Annotated in this window: 14 protein-coding genes; 1 reads left to right on the forward strand and 13 read right to left on the reverse strand. The window is 39.9% G+C overall.

What is annotated here, in order from left to right; genetic code table 11:
- Positions 1-50 precede the first annotated feature (50 nt).
- On the forward strand, positions 51-653 hold the full coding sequence (locus C3F34_RS01325) for a hypothetical protein (RefSeq protein WP_104440913.1): 603 nt from the start codon (positions 51-53) through the stop codon (positions 651-653).
- A 144-nt stretch (positions 654-797) separates the two neighbouring features.
- On the opposite strand, the gene C3F34_RS01335 is transcribed toward C3F34_RS01325, so the two are convergent.
- The 13 genes from C3F34_RS01335 to C3F34_RS01395 all read right to left on the reverse strand — a co-directional run bounded on the left by C3F34_RS01335 (position 798) and on the right by C3F34_RS01395 (position 12,661).
- Positions 798-1,175, reverse strand: coding sequence for a hypothetical protein (locus C3F34_RS01335; protein ID WP_104440915.1), 378 nt, complete (start codon positions 1,173-1,175; stop codon positions 798-800).
- Positions 1,176-1,177: 2 nt separating this feature from the next.
- Positions 1,178-1,471, reverse strand: a complete 294-nt coding sequence (locus C3F34_RS01340; protein ID WP_104440916.1) for a DUF6527 family protein — start codon at positions 1,469-1,471, stop codon at positions 1,178-1,180.
- Positions 1,472-1,975 (reverse strand): lysozyme, encoded by a 504-nt coding sequence (locus C3F34_RS01345; RefSeq protein WP_104440917.1) that lies wholly within the window; start codon positions 1,973-1,975, stop codon positions 1,472-1,474.
- Complete coding sequence (locus C3F34_RS01350) at positions 1,962-2,237, reverse strand: hypothetical protein (RefSeq protein ID WP_016167876.1); 276 nt, start codon at positions 2,235-2,237, stop codon at positions 1,962-1,964. Before C3F34_RS01350 ends, C3F34_RS01345 begins: the two co-directional genes overlap by 14 nt.
- Positions 2,238-2,314: 77 nt before the next feature.
- Positions 2,315-3,298, reverse strand: coding sequence for a hypothetical protein (locus tag C3F34_RS01355; RefSeq protein ID WP_104440918.1), 984 nt, complete (start codon positions 3,296-3,298; stop codon positions 2,315-2,317).
- Complete coding sequence (locus tag C3F34_RS01360) at positions 3,295-6,123, reverse strand: phage tail protein (protein ID WP_104440919.1); 2,829 nt, start codon at positions 6,121-6,123, stop codon at positions 3,295-3,297. Before C3F34_RS01360 ends, C3F34_RS01355 begins: the two co-directional genes overlap by 4 nt.
- Positions 6,107-6,286 carry a hypothetical protein gene (locus C3F34_RS01365; RefSeq protein ID WP_228155320.1) on the reverse strand — a complete coding sequence of 60 codons (180 nt, stop codon included), beginning with the start codon at positions 6,284-6,286 and terminating at the stop codon, positions 6,107-6,109. Before C3F34_RS01365 ends, C3F34_RS01360 begins: the two co-directional genes overlap by 17 nt.
- 11 nt (positions 6,287-6,297) lie before the next feature.
- Positions 6,298-6,543: a hypothetical protein gene (locus C3F34_RS01370; RefSeq protein WP_016167355.1), complete on the reverse strand. Its 246-nt coding sequence runs from the start codon at positions 6,541-6,543 to the stop codon at positions 6,298-6,300.
- Between the two features lie 10 nt (positions 6,544-6,553).
- On the reverse strand, positions 6,554-7,471 hold the full coding sequence (locus tag C3F34_RS01375; RefSeq protein WP_104440921.1) for a phage BR0599 family protein: 918 nt from the start codon (positions 7,469-7,471) through the stop codon (positions 6,554-6,556).
- On the reverse strand, positions 7,468-8,676 hold the full coding sequence (locus tag C3F34_RS01380; RefSeq protein ID WP_104440922.1) for a hypothetical protein: 1,209 nt from the start codon (positions 8,674-8,676) through the stop codon (positions 7,468-7,470). The genes C3F34_RS01375 and C3F34_RS01380 overlap by 4 nt, the downstream gene beginning before the upstream one ends.
- 24 nt (positions 8,677-8,700) lie before the next feature.
- Positions 8,701-11,334 carry a hypothetical protein gene (locus C3F34_RS01385; RefSeq protein ID WP_104440923.1) on the reverse strand — a complete coding sequence of 878 codons (2,634 nt, stop codon included), beginning with the start codon at positions 11,332-11,334 and terminating at the stop codon, positions 8,701-8,703.
- A gap of 58 nt (positions 11,335-11,392) precedes the next feature.
- Positions 11,393-11,911, reverse strand: coding sequence for a hypothetical protein (locus C3F34_RS01390; protein WP_104440924.1), 519 nt, complete (start codon positions 11,909-11,911; stop codon positions 11,393-11,395).
- Between the two features lie 81 nt (positions 11,912-11,992).
- Positions 11,993-12,661, reverse strand: coding sequence for a hypothetical protein (locus C3F34_RS01395; RefSeq protein ID WP_104440925.1), 669 nt, complete (start codon positions 12,659-12,661; stop codon positions 11,993-11,995).
- Positions 12,662-12,676 lie beyond the last annotated feature (15 nt).

Below are 12,676 nucleotides of genomic sequence, written 5' to 3' on the forward strand. Positions count from 1 at the left end.
TATTATTTGATAACATAGAAAAACTATTACATTAATTTTATAGAGTTTTTATGAAAAAAACAATTTTAGGGGTTCTACTAACAACATTTGGTTTCAGCTCTCATATATTTGCAGCAATTCCTGTAATCAACAATAGTATCTCGTTCAACAATCTCCCTAATGAGATTAAGGAAGAGATTCAAAGCAATTACATAGATTCATGTGAAGGTCTATCTGAAGACTTGGAAATTAAAAACCCCAATATTACCTTCGATAAAGATTTTATAGCAAATGTTGACTTCAATGGGGATGGTTTAAAAGACTACATTATTCGATCTTCAGAAGTTTTTTGTACAGCAGGTGCTTCAATGTTCACAGGAAATTCTGATGGTTTCATTGATATATTTTATCAAAATAAAACAGGCCAATATGACCACGTACTTAACTATTGGTTGGGTCGTGAAGGTTTAGTGCTTGAAAAAAGAAAAGATGGTTATCGTTTTAAATCTGAATATAACGACAGCTACTTAGTATGGGACAAATCAATAAATAAATTTATCTCATTCTACGGTCCTGAAAAACGTAGAGACATTTTAGATATTAATGATGAAAACTCTACAATCAGTCAAACTTCGGTTGAAAAAGCTGAATTTTTAAAACAAGCTCTACAATAGATTAGTAAAGCCCTCACTTAGAGGGCCTTTACAATCGCACCATGCTTCGCTTTACAATCATTGTATTTGGCAACTACATCAATAGCCCAAACCAAAGCCACCTTGCCTTGCCCTGACTCTAACTTTTGCAAATGAGCGCAAGGCTCAAGGAGGTTCGCTGGAATCGTTGGTGATAAGTGAGTTGATGATCTGCACGCCTGAGTCATCAAAACAATTCCGCTGATACACAGGACGATCAATGATCTTTTGCACTTCACGTGTAACCGTTTCGACTTTGACACGCTGCTTTGATTTTTCGGCTTCATAATCTGAGCTCACTTTATTAATTTGATCTTGTTTGGCTGCTAGGGCCTTTAAGTGCTTCTGTTCAATTCCCTGCACTTTGGCAATGCACTTGGAATCTGCATCTTTTAACTGTCCAGCCAAGTGATTGGTGTATGCAATTTGGAACACCCATAAAATAAAAAGGATCGCAATTGCGACCCAGTATTTGAACTTCCATAAGGCTATGAGTATTGGCATGATTATTCCTCTACTGATGGTAGATCGACGGTCTGCCCAGCTAGGCTATGATGACAATCGGATAGGAATTGAATCTTTCCATCCGTCACAAATGAGTGGCATTGACTAGGGTGGCCTTGATTCACCATCAAACTAGGACTAAACGTAGGCTTCTCTAAATTTCCATTAAAGTTCCAACGAATTTTGTGTTTCTGATCAACATGAAATGGATGCAAAGTTTTACATCCCGGGCATTCAATAAAATAAATACCATTCGACTCAAGCAAGACATTACTTACTTTCTTAAATTCCCCCATTTACTGCGCCCCCATACATTTTTGATAACGCTCTTGTTGACGAACCCAAACGCCATAACAGCCGTTCTTACGAATTGAGCAATCTTTCTTGACAACATACTTCCACTTCAAAAGAGACTTGCACGCCTGGACATACTGCCCCGATTTCAAATTGCGAAGCATCGAAGATTGATTCCAATTGGCTTGGCCAAAATTGTAAGTAAAGTCGAGATAAACATCATATTCAACTTGAGACAACTTCACTCCTAGCATGGATTTACGAAAAACTACTTCATCTTTGGCCACGTGTGCTTTTGCCCATTCCTGCGCAGTCTTTCGAGTGATAGGTGGATCTGTCATTTTGATCGATTGGCCATTCGGTTTTACTGTTGAGCCAATACCTTGAGTTACTACACCACCGCTATCTTTATAAGGCTTAGCAGAATAACCTTCATGCAATTCTAGGGACGAAAAAAAAGCAGCCGAAGCTGCTAATCCCATCACCCAATATTTAGTCTTTGACATTGCACTCCCCGTTTAATTTGCGCTTTTCTAGTTCATGTATTTCTTGCTCACGTTGATCTTTACGTTTCTGAAATTGGCGATTCGATAGGAAATTCATGAAGCTAATAATCAAACCAGCCAAACCAATTCCAACACCAATTAAAAAACCCCAGTCCCATGTTGCTGCCCAGGACACAAGTGTTACCCCTGTGCCTGTTGCTGTAGTAACTTTTCCTGCAATCGCTGCTGAAGTTTCAGCAACTGCAGTTGTTGTTTCAGACATGTTATTCCCCGAATTTTTGACATAAAAAAAGCCCCGATGTGGGGCCTGCATAGTTTTGGCTCGTATAAAAGATTCAATTACTCAAAAAGACCACTCATATATTCAAATATAAGCTGCTGATCAGTTGCGTTTGGTATTTTATCAACCACCATAGCACCATAGAAATTTCCTACAAATGGAGATGATCCTGAAGGTGAATTTAGCAAGGTTAAAACACTAGCTGGATCATTAAAATCAATAGTATTCGCTTCAAATTCTCTATTACTAATTGATGTCAAATCCTCCTTAATTACAGGGATATTGTTAGTGACAGAAGGGGTTTGAGAAATTACAAAAACAATATTCTTATTTAATGTTGGTGGTGCTGCAGATAAATATTTCGATGTATAAGTTGTTCCAGATGAGAGACTTCTTGAGCATTGAAATAATGTCGTATTTTTAAAAGGAACTGTTGTTCTATAGTCGAAATATATAGCACATGCAACATTCGCGGCAGTTGATGGCTCTCCTGTTGAAGCTATTACTTGAGCTGTTGATGGACCTGTTACTTTTATCGCCAAAACAATGTATTTATTTTTATCCCTCTCGTGTAAAAATCTCCACTTTGTTTTGTTTGTATCATTCAGCTTTAATACTGAATTTGCACTGGTTAGATGGTTACCTGTTTTTGGTGGCTTGGTTGAAGATGTAACCAGCATTGCAGCTTCTTTTCCCGCCTTACTTGGTATCGATAATACATTGCCGCTACCATCAAGTATGGCATCTTTTACTATCCATGCATCACCTACTGATGCATTTGATAATATCCAATTCTTTAACCAATCGACTGTTGTAAACGTTGACTCCGAACTAATCTTTTCATTACTACCTCGAACAGCTCCAATCCTAAAGAAATAGTTTTTATTCTCCTCAATTGTTGAGTCTGAATAACTTGTTTCAGTTATCCCTGTAACAATTGGAGGTGGAAGTCCATTTATAGGCGTAGAAATTTCATATCTATAGTAATTGAAGCTATGAACTAGACCATCGACATGCCAACTTAAATCAACTTTTTTACTCATATTTCATTCACTATCGCAGTTAAGTTATAAGGGGCACTGAAGAAAGTAGAAAGCTCAACAATATGATTGAAATATTGGTACGAGTCATATCCCTCTCTCGTTGTTTTTAAAACAATTTGCACCGATCTCGTGGCTGGCTGCATCGAGGACATTGGCAGTGTATAACTGCTCGACCCTGTTACATTGACGGCATTACTTGCAAGAACCAGATTGGCTTCATCTAACTCAATCAAGGTTAAATAGGTCTGTGTATTTGCCTCTATCGCAACTCCACTCTCAAACCAACCAAGAATTTCACCACCTGTTTGTTGTGATCGATTTCGGTCCACCCATGTCAAAATTAGATCCGTCTCAATTTCTATTGGGAAATATTGACCATTAATTTTCACATTTGCTGGTGGGTATGGTCGTATAGCACGTGAATGTATAGTGACTGTTTGAGTATCAGAGCCAGATAAATCTAAAATGCCACTTGGTGTCGTACTCAATGCTTTTACATCAATGGCTTCTCCCAAGGCATACTCAGTCGAATCTACAGCAACAAAATCATCAGCAAAGAATAAAACACTATCATCAGCATGGATTTTCGGGATTGTATCCAACGCACCGCGCTTTACTGTTAATAACTTAGATGCTGCATCAAAACCTTGAAACACCATAATTTCATTGTTTATAAAGATTTGACTTCCAATTCGAACAGAAGCCAAGTCTCCAACTTTTTTGACAATAAATGATGATGCAAGTCTGTCTATTGATTGATCAAGTTGAGCTGTTTCACAGTACTGAATTACTGCTGAATTTTCATATCCAGTGCCAGCATCTGTATGCATTTGAGCATTCAATGAGTTATTTTGAGAACGTTGTGCTACGACAGCAACATACCCAGCATCTGGGTTATAAGCTAACTCATCATCTACTGTACGTTGCCCATGAGCTTGTACAGCTTCAAAATACGATAACTCAAAAGCTTTAAATAAAATGGGTTGCGGTGGCACTGGTGTTACATCAATCTTGTCATCAATGACCACGGTAGATGTTAATTCATCAGAAAACGGTACAACTTCAACAAAATCAATACTGACTGTATTGTCTACCCCATCACCCAGATTAATACTCATAATCCGTACCGGCAGATCAGCAATGCCTTTTCTGGACCAATTCAATTTTACAATGTCATAGCGGTTCCACTTACGCGCCTGATTGTGGCCAGTCGTAAAAGATCCTTTCCAACACGGTGTTGTGAATTGTTTGAGTTTCCATTGCGCTACGATTGCAGCATTACGCTGATTCATAAAATATGGAAAATCTGAACTCTCAGCATTGACTCGACCTTGCATATTTTTGATGGATGCATTTTCAGAAATTGAAAATGATGCATTTTTAATATTATTTCGATCGTAATAACTCACATTGAGTTGATTCACAACATCATCTGCATTCTGGACTTCAAATGAGATAGATTTAATCTTACTTTCAGCAAGTGTGTGAATTTCATCTTCTTTAAACCAGTCGTCACGAAACAGTACCATTTCATATAAGCCTGTTTGACGATTGACTCGAATCCCCGCTTCAATGTGTGAACACAATTCATTAATGGCATCAATGCATGATTTTTCAGTAATCGCCCATGAAATTCCCAAACCTTCATCCCAAACTCGATCAGCAGCTTTAACGAAATTAGCAACATTGACATTATGTTCAGGCTTATTCATTGCTGTATCGTCGGTCAGGATCTCACGGATTTTATGGATCGGATTGATGTCACCAGAATTGGCATAAATTGGGGTTTGATGGTTATCTAGATTATTGATCACAAAATCATAATCAAACTTAAAGCGACCATCAAAACCATATTTCCCATGCATATCTAAACCAATATCAGTCGCAGATGAACGACAAATATAGGTCACGCGTCTTGCTTTAAATCCAGAAGTATTTGGATATTCACTACTTACATCTTCTTCTGTATGTTCAAAAATCTCGAGTCCAGGTGGAACATTGGTATCCATTTCAACTGTGTGATACGTAATCAAATAGCTTACTTTTATAAACTCGAATTGTAAAAATCCAGAGCCTTGCACGCGATTCAAAATAGATTGCTTATAGTTACTCACATCGCCTTGGGCATCGTTTGAACCTGAACCATCACTTAAAGGCAATCCCCTAAATAATTCATCTCTCAAATATCCAATTTCAAGATCAGCAAAATAGTAAGTAAAAGTTTGATATGGGACATCATTATTGATTTCAAAGTTATTTTTATAATCTACAATATTGGTTAAATCTGGAACTTCTGCTTTAGCGTCATACCATTGCGGACCGTAATCATTCTTAATGTGAATTCGCTTTGGCCAAAGCAACATTTCTTTCATGTAGCCTGAATTGCCTAGATAAAAGCCACCGTTGTAATACTGATCATTGACTTCTAGCTCATCACCGACTGCTTCCAACTCTGCTTCTGAAAGCCCGTATGCTCCCTGTGGAAAACCACCCCCGCCAAACAAGATATAAGACTGGTATGGATATGCAGAAACTGGAAGACCATTCTCATCTAAATACTTTTTATACAATGTGCAAGGAGTTTGCGTGTTGGTTCCATGTTTAACTCTTAACGTTCCATAAACCCCTCCTTCATTCTCACCATATAAATTTGGCTTTTCGATATAAATCATCTCACCATTAGAGCCAAATGAAATGCGTTCACCAATCTGCCATGCGCGCTTGTCAAAATTAATGCCTAGCAATTTTTCAATCGGATTACCAATAAACAAAAGGAAATTGGCAAAGTATTGATAGCCTGTGACTTGCTTACTGCTCCCGCCCATTTTTTACATACTCCACAACTTGCTGCGCCATTGCATCATTGGTCTGCTCGACAATTTCAAGATCAATTCCATTTTCTAGAAAGTCTTTCCAATCCCAACCTTTTGCCAAAAAAAATGCCCGCGATCCGCGAGCACACATCTGGGTTTTGCGTAAATCAGACATATAGATTTTCATTACTTACCTGACTTGGATTTAATTGGTGTCGTTCGTTGCCCCCAAATATGCGTCATGTTGCCATACATGTGCGGACTTCCCGCAATGTCTGAAAATGAAGTTCCTTCATCTGCAATCGTTCCATCCAGTTGATTAGCCTCTTGCTTATTTTTCTTTTGCATTTTGCGCATGGTGTAGTAGCTATATGCTGCTGTAGCCACCATCAACGCAAGCATGGCGTAAATTACCCAAGGTGCAATAACCATTTGACTCTCCTCATTTAATTAATTGCGTATAAATTGGGTTGCTATTCGGAATAAATGGATGCCCAGCAAACCGTAAATTATTGGCAAATTTCTCATGACACATTTTCAAAGACTGATCACAACCTGGTGCAACACGGACGACATCACCGACTTGTAAACCAATATGTTGCCGATACAACTTGGCACCCGTACCTGATCCTGTAATCAGTAATGTGTGCACACTATCTTTGACCAATAATCCGAGATACAGATAGCCATCTGGGTAGGTTTTGGTTTCCACCACTGGCGCACCATCTTGATAAGTAGGATTCCCTTGGCCATCAAGAACTGGGTTTCCTTCACCATCCAAGACAGGAACTTGCTCAAAGACTGGATCGCCATTCTCATCGATAACTTGAATCGGGTTGACTGTGAATGAAATGTTCAAAGCATTGATTGCAGTAATCGTTACATCAAAAGACCACGCATCAAAAGAAAGACCGCAGAAGCGGTCATAAATTGAATTTGGGCATGTGGCCTGAAACTTCCGCGTTAGAATATTGCGGTTTAAGTAAGACTCCCCAGTCTCACAGACCAAAGTCATCGTATCTGCAGATTCATCAAACTTGGGCTGCGTTACACGTCCTTTGTGCAAGACCAGCGTTTCGTTATTCAAAAGCTCTAAGATAGTGATCGTTACCCCGCCATAGAATATCTTGTTAATGAATACAGCTTTCAGGTCATCCCCGTCTGCATTAAGCAAATTCATTTGCGGAAAAGTCACTTCGGTATCACATTTATCAATGCTTTCATCTTCAATCACAGTACGTTGTAAGCCACGAACTGGAAGGTATTCAATACTGTTATGGACCACAGTTTTACGTGCACTGGTAAAATTCCAAGTCTTATCCCCATGCTTAAGCTGATACAGCTCGACACGTGTTTTCATGAAGATAACTCCGTTATTGGCACCGTGACTTGTGTGATTCCAGCACCTAAAAACTGAAATTCAATTTGATCCGCGTCAAAGCGATGTAGACCTAAATAACAGACCTTTTGAATATCGCTCACGGGCACATTCAAAGCGGGTGAAACCGTCAAAGTCGTTGCTGTTTTTGCTGTAATTGCGTGTGCTGTCCAAATATCATTGATCTTAATGGCTAAATGCTTTCGATCCGCTTCCAAGAAATACGCTGTATCAGTATTCAGGACGTTATAAACCATGCCTGTGTTTGCAATGTGGATGTGCTTTTCATACAACGGCATCCAAAATGCTTTTAAACGTCCCATGCGTCGAAACAGAAAACGTCGGTATTCATGAAATTCTGACCAGTCTTTCAGTACTGACTTAAAAGGCTTCATGTAACGTGGCTTGGCATGATGGGTAAATTGCTGAAATCCACCAATCGTGCCATCCACAATGCTTTGCTGCTGGGTCAAGGTCATCTCTAAAGAATCACCATCCAAAACCAAAGGATTGAAGTAAATATCATCGCCCAAGTACTGCGTTGGCACATCGCCATCATGTTCTGGTAAATCATCAGCAATCACACGAAAGACCATTGAAGCATTGGACCAGAAGCCACCTGCATTGATTGAGGCATCGCCATCAATAATGCAGATCCGCAAAGGCATCATCACAGCATTGGTTACCGTGATATTTGCTGAAAGTCGAAAGCCGTCTTGATATTCAGTTTCTATAGGCTGAATCACTTCATTGGTTTCAGGATCTCGGATTTCCTCTTGGGTGATGATATAGCGCCCGATCTCGGTAATTTCGACCACCTGGATACCTTCACTACTCTCTATAAAAGCAAAACCGACTTTTAAGTCGGTTTGAGTGGGTGTAGTGTCCAGGATAATGAAATCATCATCGGCAATATCGGGAATGCTTCGTTTCACCTGTCGCAGCGGTATGCCCCAATACTTACGCAAATTTGCATACAGCATATGGAATAGATCACCCATGACTTTCTGCATTTGCACATACTTAAAACTGAGGATCTGACGCGGTGCATCACGTAATGCATTACGCTCTTCACTACCATCAAAGGCTTCATGCACTTCAGTTAAGAACTCAAGCCGTTCTGTGGATTCAAGCAGAGGGCAATTTGTTAATACATGCACCTCACCATATGACGTTTGTATTTTCATTTTGTCCTCAAAAAAAGCATCAGGTTATACACCCAAGGCTGCACGATTACGTTTAAAGAATTTCACAAAGGCTTTGGTTCCATCTGGGTTAAATAGATAATCACTTAAATTCTGACGCTCATCCACAATCACAAAGTTTGGATTTAGATTAACGTTTGCTTGTGATGATTGTTGAGCCTGCTGTATATATCCGCTCATTTTCGGATTTTGCATATTCAGAACTTTTGGTGCATCTAATGCAATTGCTCCGCCATCAGCATATGTCCGCGGAAGTTCACCAGTTCTATTCATGTAGTAGAGATTTTCTAAGCCTATTTTTTCAACAGCAGCTGCTCTAAACATGAACTCTCTGTTTGATGCCATGATTGGAATTTCGTCGCTTGTACCCGTGCCCTTGCCAGTAATAAGACCGCCAGTTGCGTAATATCCTGCAGGAGTTAACGCAGACACGGCGGCTTGCAAAAGCCCTGTTTCCATAGTAGCCATAGCAACAGCAGGTAAGTTATATGGGAAAGGTGCTGAAGCCCAAGCTGCCGAAATAGCTGCATAGCTATTCATGGCAGTAGAAAATAGTGCTGCCCCTTTCTGAATACCCCCAAGAATTGCATAAGCAGAACTTGATGAATCAACAAGACCCATCATCATTCCAGCGAAATCAGCACCGTATTGCGCACCATAGGTCAACTGTAATCGTAAACGCTGAGATTGAAATTCCTCTTCAGTAACTAACATCTGCGCACGCGCTTCTGCAAGTAATTCAATGTCTTGTTGGTAGGGAGATTTGTCCAAGCCCATCATGGACTTGAGATCGTCCCAAGTTTTTTCCTTTTCTGCGTTCTGATCTATACCTTGCTGGATGTTTGCCTGTTTAACTAAGGCATCTTTCATTTCAGGCGAATAGTTTGCAGTATTCAATATCTCTGCACGTACCAGCGCATAGTATTGCTCTGCATATTCACTTGCAGTCATCCAGAGTTGCTTGACTTGAAGTAGCTCTTTAGCTTGATTGATCTCCAATTGTTTCTTCTGATATGCGTATTGCTCATCAAGAAACTTTAATTTTGATTCACGGACTTCATCAGCAATTTTTACATCATTTTCAGCAATCTCACGATCCATCTGGTATGAGTATTCAAGCTTCTTCTCTTCGGTCCACTTGTACTGGTTTAGCTCTAGATTAAGGGTTTTGAAATATTCAGCACTTTCTGCATCAAATCGTTTTTGCACTAATGCCAAATACTTGGCTTGCTCTGCTGCGCTGAACCCTGCACCTTTTACTAAATCCTGCTGATCTTTCTCATCCCAAACTAGATTTTGGAAATCCGATGCATATGCTTTTGAAATCTGCTCACGATCTCTCTTCTGCTGCTCTAGAATTCGATTCTGTTCAGCAAGTGCTTTATTGTGCGCCGCAACGGCTTTAGATGCATCACTTTGCTTTTTAGCCCAATCCTCCATTCCAGTGGTAACGCCAGCGACACTCTGTTGTGTTTGTGCCATGGTTTTTACGGCGTCATTGACCGTTCCAGAAAATAACTTACGCAAAGAGGCGTCAATATCTTCAATGACTTTTGCATTATCTTCAGCAGCCATCGAAGTGCCGCTGGTTGGTGCTTTGGCAACTGTCGCTCCGAAAATTGCAGTGCGTGCAAATTTCACGCCTGGCAACTTTGAGAACCAACTACTACCCTCTGATTCAGCCGCACCATATACAACATTTTTAGCGTTCACAGCATCAACTGCCAAACCCGCTACAGCATTGGTCAGCAGCTTTACGGATGCATAAACACCCAAAGCAATTGCAGCCACGCCTTTAAATACATACCCGAGATCTTCACCAGCATCTTTAAGCAAATTGGTTTCGGTGGTTGCATCCGTCATCGCATCGCCAACGGATACCAAAGATGGGATTAATCCTTGAATGAATTGATTTTTAGCGCCCTTTACCTGCATCTCAAGCAATTCAAGCTGTATCTTAAATTCAGCCGCTTTTTGAATGCCTGATTCATCAATAATGATGCCTGCTTTTTCAGCCTCTTCCGCCCAAAATCTAAACCCTTCGCCTCCATCTTTTAGCAATGGAATAAGGTTCGTTGTATCAGATGCCATGCTTTCTAAATAGAAGGACATTTGTTGTTGTGTAACGCCTGCCTCTTCAAGCTTGTCCACATATAATTGAAGTGCTTGTGGTCCGCTTAGCTTTTGCATTTCAAGAGCTAGTTTCTTTGCACCATCTGCACTGCCCTCGGTTTTAACAGCAATTTTTTCAAAGAAATCTACCGCACCGCCTGATCCAATTGTGATGAACTCGCCTAACTTTTCATTAAAATCTTTTAATTGGTCTGCGAGTTTTTCTTGGCTAATACCCATGGTCTGGGCGCCAGCGGCCATTTTTTGAAATTCTTGCGTAGTGGTATTTGAGATTGAAGCAAAAGTTCTTAATTCGTTAGCTGCATTAGCATACTCATTTGCCATTGCATAAATGCCCACGCCAACAGCGGCTGCACTTGCGGCTGCTACAGTTCCATAGGTACTGATATAGCCGCGCATCTTTTCAAAACTGACTTTCGCTTGTTTTTCTGCCTCTTTGATTGGAGCAACAAAACTACCAGTTTTCGCAATTAAATCGAGCGTAAGTGTTCCGAGTTTTGTGCTCATATAAAACCTCAGGCAATAAAAAACCCCGCTATTGCGGGGCTTTATGAATTAAGAAAATCTATTGAATTTGGGTGGAAAATCTCTGAAGGGCTTTAAATGCCAAAGTGTCTTTTCCATCGTTAATGAGATAAGTTTCTATATAACTTCCATCTGCACGATTAATTTTAAGCCAAACTTTTTGAGCTTTTAATATTTTGTCGAGATCAGTTTTTTCTATTGCAAACCGCTGAAAGGATTCCTTGTACAAGCCAACTGTTTTTAAATCTGATGCCTCTCTGACACGAGTTGCTTTAACGATTTCGCCATCGATATTTATCCACAAATCCGCCATTACGACGAATTCGCGTAAAGCGTATAAATCCAATCCCACCAGATCATTTAAGTCGCTTTTCCACAAAGCGCCTACAGAAATGCATGTTTGCTTCATGTTCATACAGGATGAGGACCCATAAGGCTTAAGTGTGACTTCCTTTGTTCCGTCAAAACCGCTTGTTTTTATAGTCACGCCTTTTGGTTCTGAATGCGCAAATGTTGTTAATAACGTGCAGGTTAATGCTGTAAAAATTATTCTTTTCATGTGTATCTCGAATACTGATATGTAAAACAAGATACTAATTCTTAGCATAAAAAGAAACCTCCCGAAGGAGGCTATTCATCCCTAGAAGTTATAACGCAAACCTGCCTTATACGTGACTCCATCTACATCGTATTCACTTCCAGAATCGGACGCGCAGTAACCCATATAGCAGGCTTCAACAGACGTATTCCACAGCCACTTATAACCAACTGCTCCATATAAAGCTAAATTTGGTTGCACGTAGTGGCCGAATTCAAATTCAACTGGCACAGTAAAATACTCAAGATCTACATCATAGTATTCTTCATTCGCCCATACATAGCCTAGACCAATAGAAGCTATGCCGTAATTATTATTTTGGTTGAAAAGTTTATAACCAAATTTTGAATAAAATTCAGAATAATTGAAGTCATCACCGCCTTGATAGGTATACCCTATACCACCAAGGAAATTGCCCATTACCCCCATAAAGCCTAAATCAACACCATTAAAATTCTCATCACCACCCATGTCATTTGAGCCGATTTTTGAACCAGCATATCCAATATTAAAGGTTGTGTAAGAATCAGGCGCTGAACTATATGAATTACGATAATTGTTCTGTTCAGTTCGTACTGGTTGAGCCTTTACTGGCTCACCCATTGGCTGTGGTGTGCCATAATTTACTGGTAACGGTTTTTCTTGCCAATCACTCGCATTCGCAGAACCTGCAACTAAACCCATCAATCCGATTAAAACTAATTTTTTCATAAAGCACCCATTGTT

Source organism: Acinetobacter sp. ACNIH2 (assembly GCF_002934965.1).
Taxonomy (GTDB): domain Bacteria; phylum Pseudomonadota; class Gammaproteobacteria; order Pseudomonadales; family Moraxellaceae; genus Acinetobacter; species Acinetobacter tandoii.